Source organism: Streptomyces canarius (assembly GCF_014650735.1).
Lineage (GTDB): Bacteria > Actinomycetota > Actinomycetes > Streptomycetales > Streptomycetaceae > Streptomyces > Streptomyces olivaceoviridis.
Genome location: NZ_BMVN01000002.1, coordinates 400021 through 419666 on the forward strand (window position 1 = coordinate 400021; position 19646 = coordinate 419666).

Genomic DNA, 19646 nt, shown 5'->3' on the forward strand with positions numbered 1-19646 from the left:
ATAAGGTGGTTGATCATCCGCCTTTGACTACTCTCCGAATCCGACCGATTTCAGGGTGAGTTGGACAAGGGGCTGACCAGACGGCCGTGCTGACCCACCGTCAGGCTCGACGGTCACGGCGAGTGACGTCGAGGAGGCGCCGAGCCCCTTGGCGACCAGGGGCGTGTCGCCCGCGAGGAGCCCCAGGGAGCGCGGTCGCACCCGGGGACGCATGAGCCAGAGCTGGTGCACGCGCCCGCCGGACGGGGTGCCGTACCCGCTGAGGGTGACGACGGCCTCGCGCTCGGAGGCGGAAGCGATTACTCCGATACTGCGACCGCGCGCGTCCTCGCTGCTCACCGCGCGGGCGTCCGGTGCGGCCAGAACGTGGGCGATCTCACGTGCCCGGCCCCGCTCGGCGGCGAGCCGGTCCTCGGTGCGGTGCGCCTGTACCGCGAAGAGGGAGGCGACGACGAGCGCCGCGGCGGCCGTGACCGTGGCGAACGGGACGAAGAGCGGGCGCGTCCGGGGCGTACGGGCGCGGCCCGGCGGGGGCTGGGTGCCCCAGACGTGCGGCGGCAGCTTGGGCGCGCGCTCCCGGGCCGACGCCCGGTCCCGCGCGCCCGCGCGGCTGCGCGCCGGCTCCTGCGGGGTGCTGCGGACGGCGGCCAGGACCCGCTCGCGCAGGGCGGGGGGCGCCGGGGCCGCCGCGGACCAGGCGAGGCGGACCGCGTCCTCGGCCAGCTCCCGCACCTCGGCGGCGCAGCGGTCGCAGCCCGCCAGGTGCTTCTCGAAGCGGCGCCGCTCGCCCGGTTCCAGCGCGTCGAGCGCGTAGGGCGCGGCGAGGGAGTGCGGGTCCTCGCGGCGCACCAGCTTGCCGAGGATGCTCATGCGGCGCCTCCCAGGCACTGGCGCAGCCGGGTGAGTCCGTCGCGCATCCGCGTCTTGACGGTGCCGAGCGGCAGCGAGAGCCGCTCGGCCACCTCACGGTAGGTGTACCCGTCGTAGTAGGCCAGGGTCACCGACTGGCGTTGCAGGGCCGTGAGCCGGTTCAGGCAGCGGCGCACCCACTCGCGTTCCAGGCCGGCCTCGACCTCCTCGGCAACCTGGTCGAACGCGACCTCCCCGGCGCGCAGGGCCTCGCGCTGCTCGCGTTCGCCGGCCGCGCGGGCGCTGCGCACCCGGTCGACCGCGCGGCGGTGGGCGAGGGTGAGGACCCAGGACAGGGCGCTGCCCCGGCCGGGGTCGAACCGGGCGGCGGAGCGCCACAGTTCGAGCAGGACCTCCTGGGCGACCTCCTCGGACTGGGCGGGGTCCCGCACCACCCGGCGCACCAGGCCGAACACCGGCCCGGAGACCAGGCCGTACAGTTCCTCGAACGCCCTGTGATCGCCGCCGGCCACGAGCACCAGCAGCTCGTCCGCCCGCATGCCGGCCCCCTCTCCGTGGCCGCAGCCGGCTCTTCCTCGCGCACCGCGCATCCGCACCGTGACACACCTCCCCGAGGGGGTACGGATCAGCGGGCCGGAAACGCGGGTCCGGGGGCGGTGAAAGGTCTTCCCGGCCGACCCATCCGATCGGCGTTCCCGCTCCGAACCGGCCACCGGGCGGCCGGGCGCGCCTCGCTCGCCTCGGCCCTGGAACTGAACCCCGGCTTCTGCCCGCCGGGTGCGGACCGGGCCCGCGAGGGGCTGGAGGGAGCCGAGTGACACCGCGTCCACGCCCGGCGGAACCGCGTCCGCGCCGAGTGACACCGCGTCCGCTGTGCGTCCTGATCGCCGTGTGCGCCCTGGCCCTGCTCCCGGCGGGCACCGCGAACGCCCACCCCCTCGGCAACTTCACCGTCAACCGCTACGACGGCCTGGTCGCCGCTCCCGGACGGCTCCGCGTCGACCATGGGGAGGACCTCGCCGGGATCCCGGCGACCCAGGCCGAGGCCGACATCGAGCGGCTGGGGCTGAGCGCGTGGACCCGGCGGCGGTGCGCACGGGCCGCCGCCGACAGCGCCCTCCGGGTCGACGGGCGTACGACCGCCCTCACCGCCGCCCCGCGGCAGCGCGCCCACGTCCCGGCCGGGCCGGCCTCGACACCCTGCGCGTGGAGTGCCGGCCGACCGCCCCGCTGCCCCGCGCGAGCACCGTCGCCCTCGGCTTCCGGGGCGCGGGCGCCGCCGGCGGGCCCGGCCGGCGGGAGATCACGGCGCGGGGCGACCGCATGACGCTCACCGCGACCGACGTGCCGGAGGGGCCGGTGTCCCGGGAACCGACCTCCTCCCCCAGGGCCTGCTGTCCTCCCCCGCCGACACCGGGACGGCCTCGCCGCGGGTGCGGCCCGGTGGCCCGGCGCTCGCGGCGGACGCGCAGCGGCAGGCGGCGCCGGGTGCCGGTGTGCCCCCCCCGGGGTGCCGACCGCTGGACCCGGGCCCTGGACGATCTGGTGGCCCGGCGCGACCTCACCGTCGGCTTCGCCGCTCTGGCCCTGCTCATCGCCGTCGCCCTGGGCGCGCTGCACGTGCTCGCGCCGGCCACGGCAGGACCCTGATGGCCGCGACGGCGGCGGCGCGCGGGGGCCGGCCCCGGCCACGGGACGTGCTGCCGATGGCCGCCTCGGTCACCGTGACCCACACCCTCGGCGTGGTCGCCCTGGGCCTGCTGGTCACGGCCGGCTCGGCGGCCACACCGGCGGTGATCTCCTGGCTGGGCCTCACCGGTGGCGTCCTGGTGCTGGCGGCGGGCGTCACCCTCGTTCGCCGTGCCTGGCGCGACCGTGCGCGGGCGACCGTCGCGGCCCAGGACGGGGCAGGGCAGCGGGAGTTGGCGACGGTGGGCGGCGGACACAGTGCCGGTCACCACCATCACCGCCACGACGGTGTGGAACACACCCATGGGGACCACACACACCCCCACACGCACACCCACGGCGGCCACACCATGGTGGTCCCACGCACACCCACGGCGGCCACACGCACGGTCACCCCACCGCGCCCACACTCCGCGGCACGATCCTGCTGGGGTTCACCGGCGGGCTGGTGCCCAGCCCGTCCGCCGTGGTCGTCCTGGTCGGCGCCGCCGCGCTCGGCACGGCCTGGTTCGGGCTGCTGCTCGTCGTGGCGTACGGGGCCGGTCTCCCGCTGACGCTCATCGCCGCCGGGTTCGCCGTCGTACGGCTGGGTGCGGGGGCGGTGCGGGTGCTGGAGCGGCGCCCGCGCGGGAGCGCCCATCCGGTGGCCGTCCTGGCGCGCCGGGCCCTGCCGCTCGGGTCGGCCCTGGTCGTGCCGGCGCTGGGCATGGGACTGGTGCTCAGGGGGGCCGCATCCGCGCTGGGCTGAGCTGATTCTCCGGGGAGGGAGGACGCCGTCGTTCCCGGCGGGCGTACGACGGCGGCGGAGACCCCGTCGTCCGGGACCTCCGCCTCACCTTCGGCCTCACCCTGAGAACACCGGCTTGAGGACGCCGGCTTGAGAACGTCACCCTGAGAACATCACCCTGCCGGGTGAGCCCGAACGGGTCATGCCGCGTTGTTCAGCACCGGCAGGTAGCCGCCGGACTGGCCGGACGCGGTCGGGTGGTACGACTCGCCGATGTCGAGCCAGTTGACGCTGTGCAGCCAGGAGTCGCCGGAGCAGATCTCGTGGCCGGAGAACGTGGTGCGGACGTCGCCGAAGACGAAGTTGTGGGCGGTGGCGCGGGCCTTGATGGTGTTGTCCATGTAGTCGGCGGCGTCGTTGATGGCGGACCGCTTGGTCTCGGAGAGGCCGAGGCAGGTCTGGCCGAGCAGGTAGAAGCGGGGGTAGCCGATGACGACCACCCGGGCGGACGGGGCTTTGGCGCTGATCGCGTTGTAGACGGTGTCCAGCTTGCCGGGGAGCGTGTTGGCGACGTACGCCCTGGCGGTGTTGATGCGGGACAGGCACGTGCTGTCCGAGCTGGTCACACAGGTGGTCATCACGTCGGCGAAACCGGCGTCGTTGCCGCCGATGGTGATGGACACCAGTGAGGTCGAGGAGTTCAGCGAGCCGAGCTGGTTGGCGAGCACGTCGTCCGTCTTCGCGCCGGAGCAGGCGTTGAAGGCGAACGAGGAGGGGCTGTGGGCGGCGTTCCACAGGTAGGGGTAGGCCTTCGTGCTGCGGTCGCAAGCGCCGCTCATGCTGAGGTAACTCCCGGCGCCCACCCCGGAGGAGTAGGAGTCGCCGAGCGCGACGTAGCCGCCGGTCGCGGCGGTCGAGGACGCCTGCGCCGAAGCGGCCCCGGTGAGACCGAGGCCGGCGGCGAGGAGGAGCGAGGTCACGAATCCGGTAAGTCGGGAACGTCTCATGGAACCTCCCTTTAGCAGGATGTCTGCAACAACTGTGGTAGCAGCTACGCGTGTTGACAGGAAGTGTCCATGCCAAAAGTTTTGTCATCTCGACAGGATCGGCCCGAGACGTTCACCGCTCGTCTCTTGCCCGTGCGGGCCCCGTCGGTTGACGCCCCGTCAACGCCAAGAGACGGAAATGCCGTGCGCCGAGTGCATCCGTGACGGATCATGGCGGCATGTCTGCCAACCCACACGACGCTCTGCCGATCCGGCTCCACGTCGACGACTCCGACTCGCCGTCCGACGTCGTCGACGCGCTGTTCCTCGGCCGCTTCGCGACGGGCGAGCAGCCGTACTCGCACGCCGCGAACATCGACCGGGTGCGCTCGGGCGCGACCCTGCTGCCGGAGGGCGCCCGCGTGCTGCGGACGGCCCGTGACGACGACCGCAGCGCGACCCTCGCCGAAGGGGACGGCTGGACCCTGCTGGTCTCCCGCTGGAACCGGGGCGCGGACGTCACGGTCACCGCGACCAGCGCCGAACTGGCCAAGCGGATCCTCGACCAGGCCACCGACGGCGCGGCCGACGAGCCGGAACCGCAGCCGGAGAACGTGACGATGGGGTTCTGGTACGTCTCCCCCAGGCGCGGCCCGCACCGCACCACCCGGCAGATCTCCGCGGGGACCTGGGACGAGGTCCGGCCCAACTACACGGCGCCGGTGGCGGACGCGATGGACCACCTGATGAAGACGACCCCGCAGGACATCGCGGGCCGGCTGCTGCTGCTCCACGGCCCGCCGGGCACCGGCAAGACCTCAGCCCTGCGCACCCTCGCCCGTTCCTGGCGCGACTGGTGCCAGGTCGACTGCGTGCTGGACCCGGAGCGGCTCTTCTCCGACGTCGGCTATCTGATGGACATCGCCATCGGGGAGGACGACGGCGCGGGCAAGGGCCGTTGGCGGCTGCTGCTGCTGGAGGACTGCGACGAGCTGATCCGGGGCGAGGCCCGGCACACGGCCGGGCAGGCCCTGTCCCGGCTGCTGAACCTCACCGACGGCCTGCTCGGCCAGGGCCGCAACGTCCTGGTGGGCGTCACCACCAACGAGGACCTGGAGCGGCTGCACCCGGCCGTGGTCCGCCCCGGCCGCTGCCTGGCCCGCATCGAGGTCGGTCCGCTGACCCGCCAGGAGGCGGTGAAGTGGCTCGGCACCGAGGAGGGCGTCGGCCGGGACGGCGCGACCCTCGCCGAGCTGTACGCGCTGCGCCGGGGCACCGCGCCGACCTCGGTGCCGGGGGCCCGGGAGGGCGCGGACGCGGGCCTGTACCTGTAGTGCTTTCATGAGGGTATGACCCTGTTCGTCGGCACGTCGGGGTGGCAGTACAAGGACTGGCGGGACCACGTCTACCCGGCCGGGGTGCCGACGCGGCTGTGGCTGGAGGAGTACACCCGGCTGTTCGCGACCGTGGAGATCAACAACGCGTTCTACCGGCTGCCGTCGTACGACACCTTCGCCGCCTGGCGCGGACGCGTCCCGCCGGACTTCGTGGTCACGGTCAAGGCCAGCCGGTACCTCACCCACATCAAGCGGCTCCGGGACCCCGAGGAGCCGGTGCACCGCCTGATGGCCCACGCGGCGGGCCTCGGCGACCGCCTGGGCCCGGTCCTCCTCCAGCTCCCGCCCACCCTGCGCGCCGACCCGCTGCTGCTGGACGCCTGCCTGGCCTGCTTCCCGGCCGGCAGGAGGGTCGCGGTGGAACCCCGCCACGACTCCTGGTGGACGGGCGAGGTGCGCGAGGTGCTGGCGTCCCGTGGCGCGGCCCTGTGCTGGGCGGACGTCCTGGCCCGCCCGGTCACCCCGCTGTGGCGCACCGCCGACTGGGGCTACGTCCGCTTCCACCAGGGCCGCGCCCGGCCCTGGCCGCGCTACGGCCGCCGCTCCCTGGACACCTGGGTGGACCGTGTCGCGACGACCTGGTCCGACGCGGAGGACGTGTACGCGTACTTCAACAACGACCCCGGGGGCGCGGCGGTCCAGGACGCGGTCACGTTCGCCCGGGCGGCGCGGCGGGCGGGCCGGACGGTGACGAGAACACCGGAGCCGGCGGAACTGAGCTGACGGCGGGTGGTGCCCGGACCCGCCTCAGCCCTCCCCGTAGGCCGCCCGCAGAGCGTCCCGCACGGCACCCAGCGCCTCGTCCTCGGCGAGCCCGAGCCGCCGCACACGCTCGACGTACGCCTGGGCGGCCAGGGATGCCTCCCGCACCGCGGCCGAGCCGGCGGCGGCCACGAACGTGCCGTTGCGCCCCCGCGTCTCGATCACCCCGTCGCCCTCCAGCGCCCGGTACGCCTTCGCCACCGTGTTCACCGCGAGCCCCAGGGACTCGGCCAGCCCCCGCACGGTCGGCAGCCGGTACCCCACCGGGAGCGCGCCGGACCGCGCCTGCTCGGAGATCTGCGCCCGCACCTGCTCGTACGGGGGCGCGCTGTCATCGATGCGGATCTTCAGGCTCACACGGCCGATTGTCCCGCACCCGCCGGAAAATGAGAGGCACCCGGCCCTCCCGGCCCGTACGGTGCCTGCTCATGACAGTCCTCGTGCGTCCTCTGCGCCCCGACGTCCCCGCGGACGCCGAGGGCTTTGCCCGTGTCCGCCGCCTCGCTCTGCCGTACGTCCTGTTCACGCCGGAATCGGTCCGGCACACGGTGGCCCGTACGCACCCGGACGCCCGCTTCCGGCCGCTCGTCGCGGAGGAGGACGGCGAGATCATCGGCACGGCACAGGTGCATCTGATCCCCGAGAGCCCCGACCCGGGCCAGGGCGCCCTCAACGTCTACGTCCGCCCCGACCGGACCCGCCGCGGTGCCGGCCGGCTGCTGGTCCGGGCCGCCGAGGAGTACCTGGCGGAGGTGGGCGCGACCAAGCTGTTCGCCTGGGCCCTGGACGAGCCGGCCGGCCAGGACTTCGCCGAGCGGCGCGGCTACCGGCGAGGCCGCTCCGCGCACTTCCTCCGCCTGGACCTGGCGGCCGGCACGCTGCCGCCGCTCCCGGTGGTCCCGTCCGGCGTCGAACTGCGCACGGCCGCCGACTTCGCGGACGACCCCCGGCCGCTGTTCGAGCTGGACGCGGAGACGGTGCTCGACGAACCGAGCGACGTGGACTACGAGTTCACGGACTACGACGCCTGGCTCGCGCAGACCTGGCACCACCCGCTGCTGGACCGGGAGCTGACCACGGCCGCCTGTGTCGACGGCCGTCCGGTCGCCTTCACCGTGGCCTACACCGACGGCGACGGCCGCTACTCCACGGCGATGACCGGCACCGCCCGCGCCCACCGCGGCCGTGGCCTGGCCAAGCTCGCCAAGATCCACTCTCTGCACCGGGCCCGCGCCGCCGGTGTCACCGAGGCCTTCACGGGCAACGACACCGGCAACGCTCCCATGATCGCGATCAACAAGTGGCTCGGGTACGAGGTCTGCGCGACGGAGGTGCGTTATGTCCGCGAACTCGGCTGAGCCGGCCCGGCTGGAGGTCGTCCTGGTCAAGGCGGGCCGCACGAAGATCCGTTACCCGGCGGAACTGCTCGGGGACGACGGCAACCGGATCTCCGTCCGCGCGCCCTGGGCGGGCTCGGGGGTCCGGGACTTCGGGTTCGTGCGGTTCGAGCCCGGTGACGTGTTCACCGAGTACTACTGGCGCGACCGGTGGTACTCGGTGAAGGAGGTCCGCGCGGCGGACGGCTCGGTCAAGGGCTGGTACTGCGACATCACGCGTCCCGCGGTCAGCTCCGGCGCGCAGCTGGTCGTGGAGGATCTCGACCTGGACCTGTGGCGCTCCGCGGACGGGCGGGACGTACGGCGTCTGGACGAGGACGAGTTCGCCGAGAGCGGCCTCACGGAGACGGACCCGGAGGCCGCGTCCGCCGCGGTGGCCGCCCTCGACGCGCTGGAGGCGCTGGCCATCCGCCCCGACGGGTTCGCCAGGTTGCTGGCCTGACCGGCGCCCCGGCGCCGCGGTGTCACACCGTGGCCACCACCGCGTACCGCTCGTCGTCCACGTCCTTGCCCCACAGCAGGGAGTCGTCGGACAGTCGCTCCACGCGCACGCCCCGGCTCAGCGGCTCCAGCAGGGCGGTGAGCCGGGCAGCCGGTATGCCGACCGGGCCGGGAGTCCCCCACACGCCCTCGACCAGGACGAACCGGCCTCCGGGGCGCAGCAGCTCCCGCCAGTGCCGCAGTACCCCGGCCGGGTCCGGCAGCGCCCACAGCACGTGCCGCACGAGGACCACGTCGAAGCGCCGCTCCCCCAGCGGCGGGGCCACGGCGTCCCCGCACAGGATCGTCGCGGGGCGCCCGGCGAGCTTGGCCCGGGCCCGCTCGGCCATCGCCGGGGACCGGTCGACACCCGTGACCCGGTGCCCCTGCTCGACGGCGAGGAGTGACAGGCTGCCGGTGCCGCAGCCGAGGTCGAGGACGTCCGCGGGGTGCCCGGGGAGCCAGGTCCGCAGCCGGTCCGCCCAGGCCGCGCGCACTTCGGGGTCGCGCAGGCCGTGGTCCGGTTCGTCGTCGAAGGCGGCGGCCAGCGCATCCCAGTCCGCTTCCGGGGCAGCAGCAACGGTGTGCGTGTTCTCGCTCGTCATGCCCAGAGAGTGACACACGCCACTGACAGTGCGGACGTGACAGCCGCCACTGACAAACCGGCACCGATGAGGAACTCTCGCCGAAAGCGTCTACCTCCGTGACAACGCGGAACCCGGTGGGCGCTGAAGGAGGCAGCCATGCGCCGTACGACCGTGCAGAAGCCCCTGAAGAGGACGGACAGCCGCCGGATCCGCGACGAGGCGGAGGAGCGCCCGGCGGGACGCCCCGAGGTGCGCAAGGACATCGCCCGCACCTGGTGGCCCGACGGCTGACACGGCGGCATCTCGGCGCAGCCGCTCCCCCATCACGTCGATCATGTCTGCACGCCATCTACCTGAGCGCAGTCTGAGCGCTTCCTTAAGCGGACCATAAGGATCTCCTCCGCCCGCTCTCCCGGGATTAGCGTCGGATCACCCCACGGGATCCGAGCCCGCCCCGCATGCCCGCGCCCCGCATGCCCGGCGGTCAGCGCCGGTGAGGGTTCCGGGGCCTGTCCGGCGGCTCAGGCCGGACAGGTCCCGGCGGCATGTCAGCTCCCGGCGGACGCGCAGGTGGTGGCGGTGGCGTGGGCCGGGTCGAGCGCGTTGGCCACCTCGTGGAAGGCGATCCGGTCGAACAGGCCGATCGCGAGGTGCTCGGAGAGGTCGAGCGGGCACAGGTCCTGGAGCAGGACGTTGCGGACGCCGGAACCGCTCAGGTACTGGGTGCGCCAGGGGGTGACCACCTCGTCGTACCGGGTGGCGATGACTGTGTAGCGCACCCCGGGGACGGTGTCGCCGCCCGCGTTGAGCTCGGTGAGGAAGGAGGAGCCGGTGATCTGGTCGGCGAGGCCGGGGGTGGTGGCCTTGAGCAGGTCCTCGGCGCCGGGGAAGTACGGCAGCAGGCGGGTGAGGCCGTCCAGGTCGGTGCCGTGGTTGTCGGGGGCGATGCCGACGAGGGCGTTCACCTTGGCTGCTCCGCCGAGGAACTTCAGGTAGTAGCGGGGCATCATGCCGCCCTGGGAGTGGCCGACCAGGTCGGCCCGTGCGGCTCCGGTGGCGGCGAGCACCTTGTCGACGAAGACGGCCAGTTGTCCGGCCGACTTGTCGATGGGGCCGAGGCCGTGGAAGAGGGGGACGCCGGGCAGTTGGCCGTAGTCGAGGGAGTAGACGCAGTATCCGCGGGTCTTCAAGTAGGGGGCGAGGCCGAGCCAGTTGTCGACCGAGTTGCCCAGGGTGCCGTGGACGAGGACGACGGGGCGGGGGTGCGCGGCGGAGGGCTTGCAGGTGTAGTCGTTCCAGCCGGAACCGGGAGCGTCGGAGGCTCTGGCGGTGGCGGCCGGTACGACGGCGACGGCGGCGGTGAGGAGCAGTGCGGCGAGGGGTCTGAGCGCTCGTTTCCAGGGCAGCATCGGGTGATCTCCTTGCGGCTCACGGGAGGTGCACGGCCTGACCCTGTGATCCGGATCACGGGATGCTGTTCACTCGTCAAGTTACGAGCGAGTAGGGCGAGTGTGAAGTTACGCGTCAGTAAAAACTTCCGGTGACAACCGGTGCCTCACGCCGCCGTGGGCCGGCCGGGCGCGCGCACCAGGGCCAGCGTCCCCGGCATCACCGCCCGTGGCCCGAACTTCGCCCGCGCGCGGTCCGCGACCTCCTCGACACGGCGGACCTTCTCGTCCACGGGATCGAAGGTGAGCTGGTGGGTGGCCTGGTCGGCGGGGGTCAGGCCCTCGGCGCGCAGGGCGAGCGCGCGGACCCGGGCGCGTTGCAGGCCGAGCGCCTCGTACATGCCGTAGGCCGCCCTGGTCAGGTCCGCGGAGTGCGCGGTCGGCTCCCGCAGGGTGCGGCTGCGGGTGGTCGAGGTGGGGGTCCCCCCACGGGAGCGAAGCCGGGAGTGGGGGAGGCCGGCGTAGCGCACGGTGAGGGTCAGGGTGCGGCAGACCTTCTCCACCGCACGCAGCCGGGAGCCGATCTCCTCGGCGGCCGACAGCAGCGCCCGGCGGTGCCGGTCGGGGTCCAACTCGTCGATGTCGAAGGCACGTTCCGTCACCAGCGACCGCGAGACGGCGTTCGGGACGACCCGGCCGCGGTCGATGCCGCTCGCCTTCTCTCGCAGCTCGCGGCCCGCCTTGGCGCCGATCAGCCGCTGGAGCGTGGACAGCGGCGCGGCGGCGACCCGGCCCAGGGTGTCCAGGCCGTAGTCGTCGAGGGTGCGGGCGGTCGCCGCGCCGACGCCGGGCACCGCGGCGACGGGCTTGTCGGCGAGGAACTCGGCGACCGCGTCCTCGGGCACCGCGCAGGTCACACCGGGCCGGGCGTGCCGCAGCGCCACGCGGGCCAGCATCGGGCCCGGCCCGGCGCCGATCGCGCAGTCGACGCCGTACCGCGCGAGGGCCCGCACCCGGATCACCGAGGCCAGCTCCACCGCGCCGCGCCCGAAGTACCGCTCGGCACCGCGCAGATCGGCCAGCGCCCCGTCCGGCGGCAGTGCCTCCACGACCGGGGTGAACTCCTCCAGCAGCCCGAGCAGTTCCGGCAGGGCCGCCTCGTACATCGGCGGCAGCTGGAAACGTACGCAGAGAATCGTCATCCCGCACTCCCCGGACTCTGGTGCCACAACTTCCGTATCGACGAAGGTCCTTGTGCGGCGTCCTGGCCGGCGGGCCGCAGGTCGGCCCAGGGGTGCATCTCGTACCCCGTGGACATGCGGATCGTCCGGCCCGCCATCGGGTCAGGGGCCGCGGAGCCGGCCGGCGCGGGCAGTCCCTCGGAACCGGCGAGCCGGGCCCGCAGCGGACCGCCGTCGCCCCCGGCCGGGGAGCCGTCCGCGCCGGACGGTCCGGCCAGCCGGGCCGCGACCCCGTCGAGTCCCTCCGTGTGCCGCACCTCCACCAGTTCGGCGAGGTTCCAGGCGGCGGAGCCCACCACGCTCAGGCTGCGCGGACCGCGCCGCTGCACCACTCCGCGCACCAGCAGCAGCCAGGAGTGGAAGACGGTGTGGGCGCAGGCGTCGTGCGAGTCGTCGAAGAAGGCCAGGTCCACCAGTCCCGTCCCGTCGTCCAGGGTGGAGAAGATGACCCGCTTGCCGGAGCGGATCGGCGGGGTCTGGGTGGCCGCCTTGGCGCCCGCGACCAGCACGGTCTCGCCGTGCCGGGCCTCGCGCAGCCGGCGCGCGGAGACCACGCCCAGTTCCTTCAGGAACTCCCGGTGGTCGTCCATCAGATTGCGCGAGGCGTCCATGGACAGCACGCCCAGCTCGGCGCTGAGCCTCTCCGCCGAGGTCAGGTCCGGCAGCCCGGCCGGTGCGGTCTTCCGCCCGCCGGCCAGGGGGAGCTGGCCACCGCCACCGCCCCGGGCGCCACGGTGCAGCTCGGTCAGGTGCAGTTGCAGATCGCGCCGGTTGGCGCCGAAGGCGTCCAGCGCGCCCACCTGCGCGAGCCGCCCGGCGAGCGGCCGGCTGGGCCGGGCCCGCTCCCAGAAGTCCACCAGCGAGGAGTACGGCTGCCCGTCCGCGATCCGCCGCGCCTCGGCCTCGCTGATGCCGTGGACGTCGCAGAGCGCGAGCCGCAGCCCCCACACCGCCGGTGATTCAGACACCAGTTCGACTCTGTGTGCGACCCCGGAGACATTCACGTCCAGTGGCAGGATCGGCACCCCGCGCCGCCGCGCGTCGGCCAGCAGCAGCCGCTTCGGGTACATCCCGGGGTCGTGCGTGAGCAGCCCGGCGTAGAAGGCGGCGGGGTGATGGGCCTTCAGCCACGCCGACTGGTAGGTGGGTACGGCGAAGGCGACGGCGTGCGCCTTGCAGAAGCCGTAGGACCCGAAGGCCTCCACGATCTCCCAGGTCCGCCGGATCGTCTCCGCGTCGTACCCCTTGGCCGCCGCCCGCTGGGCGAACCACACCCTGATCCGCCCCTGTGACTCCGCGTCGGACAGCCCGCGCCGCACCCGGTCGGCCTCGCCGCGCCCGCAGCCGGTCATGACGGAGACGATGTCGATGATCTGCTCGTGGAAGACGACGACCCCGTACGTCCCCTTCAGCGGCTCCTCCAGGTCCGGGTGCGGGTAGCGCACCGGCGCCCGCCCGTGCCGCGCCTCGATGAACGGCCGCACCATGTCGGCGGCGACCGGGCCGGGCCGGAACAGCGAGATGTCGACGACCAGGTCGTGGAAGCCGGCCGGCTGGAGCCGCCCCACCAGGTCCCGCTGCCCCGGCGACTCGATCTGGAAGCACCCCAGGGTCTCGGCGGACCGGATCAGCCGGTACGTCTCCGGGTCCCCCGGCTCCACCGCGTCCAGGTCGATCCGCTCCCCGCTCACCCGCTCCACCTCGGCGACCGCGTGTGCCATCGCCGACTGCATCCGCACGCCCAGCACGTCCAGCTTGAGCAGCCCGAGGTCCTCCACGTCCTCCTTGTCGAACTGCGACATGGGCAGGCCCTCACCGCTGGTCGGCACCACGGGCGTCCGGGCGAGCAGGGAGGCGTCCGACAGCAGCACCCCGCACGGGTGCATGGCGATCCCGCGCGGCAGCGCGTCGAGCGCCTCGACCAGCTCCCACAGCCTGCCGAACCGCTCCCCTTCCCGCTGAACCTCCCCCGCCAGCCGCTTCAGCTCGGGCAGTTCCTCCAGCGCCGCGCGGGCGTCGCGCGCCCGGATGTGCGGGAAGGACTTGGCGATCCGGTCGATCTCGGCCGGGTCCATGGACAGCGCGGCGCCCACGTCCCGGATCGCGTGCCGGACCCGGTAGGTCTCCGGCATGGAGACGGTGGCGACCCGCTCGGTGCCGAACCGGCCGATGATCGCCCGGTAGACCTCCAGCCGGCGCGCGGACTCCACGTCGATGTCGATGTCCGGCAGCACCACCCGCTCCTTGGACAGGAAGCGTTCCATCAGCAGCCCGTGCTCGACCGGGTCGGCGTGCGCGATGCCGAGCAGGTGGTTGACGAGCGACCCGGCCCCGGAACCGCGAGCGGCCACCCGGATCCCCATCTCCCGGACATCGTCGACCACCTGGGCCACCGTCAGGAAGTAGGAGGCGAAGCCGTGATGGGCGATGATGTCCAGCTCCTGGTGCATCCGCTCCCAGTACGCGCGCCGCCCGCCGTACCCGAGCCGCAGCATCCCCTCCGCCGCCCGTGAGGCGAGCGCCCGCTGCGCGGTGCGCCGGCCGGCGCCGACGAGGTGCGCCTCGGGGAAGTGGACGGTGCCGATGCCGAGGTCGCCCTCGGGGTCGACGCGGCACTCGGCGGCCGTGGCCAGGGTCTGCTCCAGCAGCCGGTGGGCGGTGTCCCGCCGGAACCCGGCGGCCTCCACGACCCGCTCGGCGACGCCCAGCATGGTCCGCGCGTCCTTCAGCCACGCCTCGCCGGAGTCCAGCTCCCCCCGGGGGTCGATCGGCACCAGCCGCCGCGCGGCGTCCAGCACGTCGGCGACCGGCCCCGCCCCGGGATCGGCGTAGCGGACGGCGTTGCTGAGCACCGGCCGCACCCCCTGCTCGGCGGCGAACCCGACGGTGCGGGCCGCCAGCCGCAGGGAACCGGGCCCCGTACCGGTACGGCCGTGCCAGACGGCCTCCAGTCGCAGCGCGTCGCCGTGGATCTCGCGCCACGGCACGAGCAGTTCGGCCGCCCGGTCGGGCCGCCCGGCGGCGAGCGCGCGCCCCACGTCCGACCCCGGCCCGAGCAGCACCACCAGGCCGTCGCCGTGCTGGCCGGCCCAGGGCAGCAGCGGAGCGCCCCCGCCCGCGTGCGCCGCCGTGACGAGCCGGCACAGACCGGCCCACCCGCGGGCGCCGTCCCGGGCGAGGAAGGTCGCGCGGGGGGCCGACTCGTCCACGAAGGCGCCTCCGCGCACCGGCGTCCGCCGCCGGTCACGGCGTACGGGCTCCGCCGTCGCCACCGCCAGATCCACTCCGAACAGCGGACGGACACCCGCACCGGCGCAGGCCTTGGCGAAGCGCACCGCCCCGGCGAGGGTGTCGCGATCGGTCAGGGCGAGGGCGTCCATCCCCCGCTCGGAGGCACGCTCGGCCAGCCGCTCCGGGTGGGACGCCCCGTACCGCAGGGAGAACCCGGAGACGGTGCGCAGATGCGCGAAGCCCGGCACCCGCACCTCCCGCACTCGTGAGCCCCGAACGGCTCTCGAACATCAGTTCCCAGTTTCCCCACCCCCACCATACCTCCATTCCCGAACATGTGTACGACCCTCGTTCGAGCGTCCCTCACCTGCGCAAATGCATCAGGAAGCCCCCGTGCGCCGTGCGCGCGAGGGCTTCCCGGTGTCGTCCGTCAGCGGAGCCGGACCGTCAGTAGACGTGCACCCCGTAGGCGCTCAGCGCCTCGGTGACCGGCTGGAAGAACGTCGTGCCGCCGGAGGTGCAGTCACCGCTGCCGCCCGAGGTCAGACCGTAGGCCGTGGTGCCGCCGTACAGCGGGCCGCCGGAGTCGCCGGGCTCGGCGCAGACGGTGGTCTGGATCAGGCCGGAGACGATGTCGCCGCCGCCGTAGTTGACCGTGGCGTTGAGCGCGGTGACGCGCCCGCTGTGCGTACCGGTGGTGGACCCGCGGCGGTAGACGGTCGTACCCACGGAGGGCGTGGCGGCGCTGGTGATGTCCTGGCTGCCCACGGCACCGGACTTGGTCACCGAGCTGTTGGTGTACCGCACGATGCCGTAGTCGTTGCCGGGGAAGCTGGAGCCGGCCGTGGTGCCGAGCGTGGTGCTGTGGGAGGAGTTCGACCACCAGGTGCCCGCGCCGTCGGTGCAGTGCCCGGCGGTCAGGAAGTAGTAGTTGCCGCTGGAGTCCTGGACGTTGAAGCCCAGCGAGCAGCGCCAGCTGCTCGCGTAGATGGCGTCGCCGCCGGAGATCAGCTTGTTGAACTTGCCCGGCGTGTGCTTGACGACCAGGGCGTCGGCGTTGGCGCCGGCCTGCTTCCTGATCTTGGCGATCTCGGCCTGGGACACCGTGCTGTCCACGGTGACGACGACGCGGCCGGTCTTGCTGTCCACCGCCCAGGCGGTGCCGGGGACGTCGGCCTGGCGGACGGAGTCGCTCGCCTTGGTGAGCTGGGTGGCGCTGAACGTGTGGACGTCGCTGGCGTTCGCGGTGGGGGCGGCGAACGCGGCCGCGGCCAGGAAGCCGGTGGCCACGGCGGTCAGCCGGACCCGTCTCGCCGTTCCGCCACGGGGAGTGGTGCGCTTGATCCTCACTTGTCGTTCCCTCCAAGGGAAGTCGGGGGCCCGCGTGGGGTCGGGGCCCGTGAGGCGCAGCCAGAGGCTTGACCGGATTCGAATATGCATGCCCCTGACAAGCGCTGGGGGGAGTATTCGGCCGAACGGCCGGTCGGCACAAGGGTGCCTTTCGGCCGTCGGCCCTCCCCCACACGCCCGGCTGAGGCCGGCTACGCCGGCTGTGAGCGGCTCAGGTGGCGCTCCCCCGCCTCGATCGCCACGTCCAGCGTGTTGCCGGGGGGCGGGAAGGGGCAGATGAAGTGGTCGGCGAAGGCGCACGGCGGGAGCTGGGCGCGGTTGAAGTCGACGGTCGTGCGTCCCTCGGCGTCCGGGGCCGGCGCGAAGAGGAAGCGGAACCGGAAGCTCGTGTCGCCACTGGTGGCGTCGGCGAACACCGCCCACAGCAGCCCGTCCCCCTGCCGCGCGACCTTCAGCGTCCGTTCCTGTCCGGCCAGGGTGAAGGCGAGCTCCCCGGCGAGGTCGAAGCCGCGCTCGCGGCCGTCCGCGTTGCCGAGCCGGACGGTCCGCGTGCCCTCGTACGGCGTGAACCGGCCCGGCACCGACCAGCGGGGGTCGTGGGGCCCGGCCTCGATGCCCTCGAAGGCCTGCCGGGCGGCGGAGCCGGGGTCGTACACCCGCACCCCCCAGACGCCCTCGCGCACCAGCACGACCAGCCGCTTCCCGCCGAGCGCGACCCGCGCCCGCGCCTGCGGACCTCGGTCGGCGGCCAGCCTGACCTCACCCGCGAAGGGCCGGCCGTCCACGGTCAGGCCGTCGGTCCCGGCGGCGGTGAGCAGCACCCCGCCCTCGTCCGCCACCCAGTTCCCGGGAATGTCCGGAATTCGACCATCCGGATAGTCCTCGATCCAGTGCGTCGCGGTCAGCGCGAGCGGCCCGTAGGGCGCCGAGACCTGCTCCACGCGCTGCTCGTGCCACTGCTTCCAGGCGTCGGACGCGTCCGTCGTCATGCCGTCGGTTCCTTTCGTCGATGATCAGCGTTCCCCTGCCGGAGGTACCGGCGAGGACAGCCCGAGATGGGAGCGGAGTGTGCCGCCCCGGTATTCCGTGCGGAACGCGCCGCGCTCCTGGAGCAGCGGCACCACCCGGTCCACGAACTCCTCCAGTCCGCCGGCCGGGAGCTGCGGGACCAGGACGAACCCGTCGGCGGCCCCCTGGCGGACGTACCGGTGCAGGTCGTCGGCGACCGTGCCGGGCGTGCCGACGAAGGACTGCCGGCCGCTCGCCTCGATCACCGTCTCCCTCAGGGACAGCCCCTTCTCCCCGGCCAGCGCCCGCCACTTCTCGGCGAGCGCGCGCGTGCGGCCGTCCCGGGTGCGGGGGGCGGTCTCGGGGAGCGGTCCGTCGGGGTCGTACCCGGAGAGGTCCGTTCCCCAGACCCGCTCCAGCGCGTACAGCGCGTACCGCGGGGTGATCCTCTGCCGTCGGATATCGGCGGCGCGTTCCTGCGCCTCCGCCGCGGTGTCCCCGAGGACCACGGTGATCCCGCACATGACCTTCAGGTCCCCCGGGGCGCGGCCGTGTTCCGCGAGGCGCCCCTTGACGTCGGCGTAACGGGAGCGGGCCGCCTCCAGCGGGCCGTGCCGGACGAGCAGTACGTCGGCCGAGGCGGCGGCCAGCTCCCGGGCCCGCCCGGAGTCCCCCGCCTGGATCACCACCGGCCGCCCCTGGGGGGAGCGGGGCAGCCCGAACTCGCCGGCGATGTCGAAGTGCCGGCCGCGGTACGCGAACGGCCGGGGCACCCCCTCGGGACTCCAGGAGTCCCACAACCGCCGTGCTGCGCACAGGAGTTCGGCGGCCCTGCCGTACGGGTCGGATGAGCCGCCGGAGCGTACGTCCGCTGCCGCGCGGGGGTCCGCTGGGACCGCCACCCGCCAGCCCGCCCGGCCGGCGCTGAGGTGGTCCAGGGTGGCCAGCCTGCGGGCGAGGTCGTACGGCTCGCCGAAGACGGCGTTCACGGTGGCGGCGAGCCCGAGCCGCGCGGTGACCCCGGCGAGCGCGTTCAGCACGGCGACCGGCTCCGGGCCGCCCACCGCGTCCAGTTCGTGCAGCCGTCCCCGGTGCTCGGGCAGCGGCGGCTCCTCGTCGAGCAGGAGGAAGTCGAACAGGCCGCGCTCGGCGGCGCGGGCGAGCCGCTCGAAGGAGGCGAACGCGAGCCGCGAGCCGACGGGCGCACCGGCCCACACGGCCGTACCGGGTCCTACGGCAGTACCGGTCCCGTCGGCGTCGTCGGCCCCCGGACGCAGGACCTCCGTATCCACGGCCTCCGCAGGAACGGCCTCCGCGTGCACGGCTTCCAAAGGCGCGACCGCCAGGTGCAGCCGCCGCCGTACGGTCATGGCGCTCCCCCGGTCACGGCCGTCGCCCCGGGCACGGCGTACCGGTTGGCGGGCCGGGCCAGGCCCAGGTGCTCGCGCAGGGTGCTGCCCGGGTAGAAGGTGCGGAACAGACCGCGGTGCTGGAGCAGTGCCACCGTGCCGTTGACCAGCCGCTCCAGATCGCGGCGCGGTTCGACGGGGACGAAGTGGAAGCCGTCGGTGACCCCGTCGGCGTGCCAGCCGGCCACCAGCTCCGCGAGGTCGACCGGGCCGCCCCGGTACAGCGGGCCCCGCCCGGTGGGCCGCGGGCCGCCGCCCCCGTGTCCCGGCTCGGCCGCGTGCTCGCCGTCGCCGAGATCCACCAGCAGGCTCACGAGGACCCGCAGCGCGTCCGGGTTCCGCCCGGACGCGCGTGCCCGCTCCCGCAGTTCGTCCCGGACACCGGCGGCCTGTGCGGGGGCGGTGACGCGCACCAGGGCCACGTCCGCGTACCGGGCGGCGACCGCGCGGGCGGGGCCGTCGGTGGCGTCGACCACGCGGACGGGGTGGCCCTGCGGCGGCCGGGGCACGGTCGACGGGCCCCGGACCGAGAAGGCGGTGCCGGTGAAGTCGACGCGGTGCAGCCGGCCCCGGTCGAGGAAGCGGCCGGTGGCCACGTCCCGGATCTCGGCGCCGTCCTCCCAGCTGTCCCACAACCTGGCCGCCACGTCGGCGACGTCACCGGCCTCCTGCCAGAGCGCCTCGGCCGGTGCGGCGTGCCGGCGGCCGAACAGCCGGGCCTCGCCCTCGGTGGCGGACACGTCGATCCGCCAGCCGGCCCGTCCCCGGCCGACCCAGTCCAGGGTGGCCACGGCGGCCTGTACCTGGAAGGGCTCGGTGTGCGTGGTGGTGACCGTCGGCACGAGCCCGATCCGCCGGGTCGCGGGCGCCACCCGGCACAGGACGCCGAGCGCGTCGGGCCCCGGCCGCGCGAAGGAGTCGTCCAGCGTCACGAAGTCCAGCCCCCCGCGCTCGGCGAGCCGGGCCAGCTCGACGTAGGCCCCGGCGTCGGGGATCCCGGGCAGGTCGAGGGCGGCGGCAAGATGCGGCAGGCTGCTCATGCCGACCTCCTCCGCACTCCTCGTCCCCGCCGCACCGGCGAGTCACCACGGCGGCGCGGACCGGCGGTGCCGGACCCACCGCAC

Annotated in this window: 17 protein-coding genes and 1 pseudogene; 6 read left to right on the forward strand and 12 right to left on the reverse strand. The window is 74.2% G+C overall.

Annotation, left to right across the window (positions count from 1 at the left end; translation table 11 throughout):
• Positions 1–27 precede the first annotated feature (27 nt).
• Together IE294_RS04330 and IE294_RS04335 are read right to left on the reverse strand one after the other, a co-directional pair.
• Positions 28–870: an anti-sigma factor gene (locus IE294_RS04330; RefSeq protein WP_189882410.1), complete on the reverse strand. Its 843-nt coding sequence runs from the start codon at positions 868–870 to the stop codon at positions 28–30.
• Positions 867–1409: a sigma-70 family RNA polymerase sigma factor gene (locus IE294_RS04335; protein WP_189882412.1), complete on the reverse strand. Its 543-nt coding sequence runs from the start codon at positions 1407–1409 to the stop codon at positions 867–869. The genes IE294_RS04330 and IE294_RS04335 overlap by 4 nt, the downstream gene beginning before the upstream one ends.
• A gap of 317 nt (positions 1410–1726) precedes the next feature.
• Here IE294_RS04335 and IE294_RS04340 point away from each other — a divergent pair.
• Positions 1727–3307, forward strand: a pseudogene (locus tag IE294_RS04340) (nickel transporter).
• 179 nt (positions 3308–3486) lie between these two features.
• Here the strand turns inward: IE294_RS04340 and IE294_RS04345 are convergent.
• Positions 3487–4293: an SGNH/GDSL hydrolase family protein gene (locus IE294_RS04345; protein WP_189882413.1), complete on the reverse strand. Its 807-nt coding sequence runs from the start codon at positions 4291–4293 to the stop codon at positions 3487–3489.
• A 218-nt stretch (positions 4294–4511) separates the two neighbouring features.
• Between IE294_RS04345 and IE294_RS04350 the strand changes: the two genes are divergently transcribed.
• The gene (locus IE294_RS04350) at positions 4512–5606 is read left to right on the forward strand and encodes a DUF5925 domain-containing protein (protein ID WP_189882415.1); all 1095 of its coding nucleotides are present in this window, start codon (positions 4512–4514) and stop codon (positions 5604–5606) included.
• A gap of 15 nt (positions 5607–5621) precedes the next feature.
• Positions 5622–6392, forward strand: a complete 771-nt coding sequence (locus IE294_RS04355) for a DUF72 domain-containing protein (protein ID WP_189882417.1) — start codon at positions 5622–5624, stop codon at positions 6390–6392.
• A 24-nt stretch (positions 6393–6416) separates the two neighbouring features.
• Here IE294_RS04355 and IE294_RS04360 read toward each other — a convergent pair whose 3' ends face one another.
• Entirely contained in the window at positions 6417–6788 is a 372-nt protein-coding gene (locus IE294_RS04360) for a GntR family transcriptional regulator (RefSeq protein ID WP_014671788.1), read from the reverse strand.
• A 71-nt stretch (positions 6789–6859) separates the two neighbouring features.
• Between IE294_RS04360 and IE294_RS04365 the strand changes: the two genes are divergently transcribed.
• The gene (locus tag IE294_RS04365) at positions 6860–7789 is read left to right on the forward strand and encodes a GNAT family N-acetyltransferase (protein WP_189882419.1); all 930 of its coding nucleotides are present in this window, start codon (positions 6860–6862) and stop codon (positions 7787–7789) included.
• The gene (locus IE294_RS04370) at positions 7770–8270 is read left to right on the forward strand and encodes a ribonuclease FAU-1 family protein (protein WP_189882421.1); all 501 of its coding nucleotides are present in this window, start codon (positions 7770–7772) and stop codon (positions 8268–8270) included. Before IE294_RS04365 ends, IE294_RS04370 begins: the two co-directional genes overlap by 20 nt.
• Positions 8271–8292: 22 nt before the next feature.
• On the opposite strand, the gene IE294_RS04375 is transcribed toward IE294_RS04370, so the two are convergent.
• Complete coding sequence (locus tag IE294_RS04375; RefSeq protein ID WP_189882423.1) at positions 8293–8913, reverse strand: class I SAM-dependent methyltransferase; 621 nt, start codon at positions 8911–8913, stop codon at positions 8293–8295.
• 138 nt (positions 8914–9051) lie between these two features.
• Here IE294_RS04375 and IE294_RS48970 point away from each other — a divergent pair, with 138 nt between their 5' ends.
• Positions 9052–9186: a hypothetical protein gene (locus IE294_RS48970; protein ID WP_014671792.1), complete on the forward strand. Its 135-nt coding sequence runs from the start codon at positions 9052–9054 to the stop codon at positions 9184–9186.
• Positions 9187–9443: 257 nt separating this feature from the next.
• Here IE294_RS48970 and IE294_RS04380 read toward each other — a convergent pair whose 3' ends face one another.
• The 7 genes from IE294_RS04380 to IE294_RS04410 all read right to left on the reverse strand — a co-directional run bounded on the left by IE294_RS04380 (position 9444) and on the right by IE294_RS04410 (position 19562).
• Positions 9444–10304, reverse strand: a complete 861-nt coding sequence (locus tag IE294_RS04380) for an esterase/lipase family protein (protein WP_189882425.1) — start codon at positions 10302–10304, stop codon at positions 9444–9446.
• Positions 10305–10450: 146 nt separating this feature from the next.
• Complete coding sequence (locus tag IE294_RS04385; protein ID WP_189882427.1) at positions 10451–11485, reverse strand: DNA polymerase Y family protein; 1035 nt, start codon at positions 11483–11485, stop codon at positions 10451–10453.
• Complete coding sequence (locus IE294_RS04390; protein ID WP_189882429.1) at positions 11482–15003, reverse strand: DNA polymerase III subunit alpha; 3522 nt, start codon at positions 15001–15003, stop codon at positions 11482–11484. Before IE294_RS04390 ends, IE294_RS04385 begins: the two co-directional genes overlap by 4 nt.
• Positions 15004–15202: 199 nt before the next feature.
• Complete coding sequence (locus IE294_RS04395) at positions 15203–16105, reverse strand: S1 family peptidase (protein ID WP_189882431.1); 903 nt, start codon at positions 16103–16105, stop codon at positions 15203–15205.
• A 191-nt stretch (positions 16106–16296) separates the two neighbouring features.
• On the reverse strand, positions 16297–17094 hold the full coding sequence (locus IE294_RS04400) for a DUF1684 domain-containing protein (protein ID WP_189882433.1): 798 nt from the start codon (positions 17092–17094) through the stop codon (positions 16297–16299).
• Between the two features lie 24 nt (positions 17095–17118).
• Positions 17119–18483 (reverse strand): NtaA/DmoA family FMN-dependent monooxygenase, encoded by a 1365-nt coding sequence (locus tag IE294_RS04405; RefSeq protein WP_189882440.1) that lies wholly within the window; start codon positions 18481–18483, stop codon positions 17119–17121.
• Positions 18480–19562: an LLM class flavin-dependent oxidoreductase gene (locus tag IE294_RS04410; RefSeq protein ID WP_189882442.1), complete on the reverse strand. Its 1083-nt coding sequence runs from the start codon at positions 19560–19562 to the stop codon at positions 18480–18482. Before IE294_RS04410 ends, IE294_RS04405 begins: the two co-directional genes overlap by 4 nt.
• Between the last annotated feature and the right edge of the window lie 84 nt (positions 19563–19646).

Excerpts from the sequence above, each read along its gene's own strand:
- IE294_RS04330 (WP_189882410.1), bottom strand. The coding sequence starts at position 870 with ATGAGCATCCTCGGCAAGCTGGTGCGCCGCGAGGACCCGCACTCCCTC.
- IE294_RS04335 (WP_189882412.1), bottom strand. The coding sequence starts at position 1,409 with ATGCGGGCGGACGAGCTGCTGGTGCTCGTGGCCGGCGGCGATCACAGG.
- IE294_RS04345 (WP_189882413.1), bottom strand. The coding sequence starts at position 4,293 with ATGAGACGTTCCCGACTTACCGGATTCGTGACCTCGCTCCTCCTCGCC.
- IE294_RS04350 (WP_189882415.1), top strand. The coding sequence starts at position 4,512 with ATGTCTGCCAACCCACACGACGCTCTGCCGATCCGGCTCCACGTCGAC.
- IE294_RS04355 (WP_189882417.1), top strand. The coding sequence starts at position 5,622 with ATGACCCTGTTCGTCGGCACGTCGGGGTGGCAGTACAAGGACTGGCGG.
- IE294_RS04365 (WP_189882419.1), top strand. The coding sequence starts at position 6,860 with ATGACAGTCCTCGTGCGTCCTCTGCGCCCCGACGTCCCCGCGGACGCC.
- IE294_RS04370 (WP_189882421.1), top strand. The coding sequence starts at position 7,770 with ATGTCCGCGAACTCGGCTGAGCCGGCCCGGCTGGAGGTCGTCCTGGTC.
- IE294_RS04375 (WP_189882423.1), bottom strand. The coding sequence starts at position 8,913 with ATGACGAGCGAGAACACGCACACCGTTGCTGCTGCCCCGGAAGCGGAC.
- IE294_RS48970 (WP_014671792.1), top strand. The coding sequence starts at position 9,052 with ATGCGCCGTACGACCGTGCAGAAGCCCCTGAAGAGGACGGACAGCCGC.
- IE294_RS04380 (WP_189882425.1), bottom strand. The coding sequence starts at position 10,304 with ATGCTGCCCTGGAAACGAGCGCTCAGACCCCTCGCCGCACTGCTCCTC.
- IE294_RS04385 (WP_189882427.1), bottom strand. The coding sequence starts at position 11,485 with ATGACGATTCTCTGCGTACGTTTCCAGCTGCCGCCGATGTACGAGGCG.
- IE294_RS04400 (WP_189882433.1), bottom strand. The coding sequence starts at position 17,094 with ATGACGACGGACGCGTCCGACGCCTGGAAGCAGTGGCACGAGCAGCGC.
- IE294_RS04405 (WP_189882440.1), bottom strand. The coding sequence starts at position 18,483 with ATGACCGTACGGCGGCGGCTGCACCTGGCGGTCGCGCCTTTGGAAGCC.
- IE294_RS04410 (WP_189882442.1), bottom strand. The coding sequence starts at position 19,562 with ATGAGCAGCCTGCCGCATCTTGCCGCCGCCCTCGACCTGCCCGGGATC.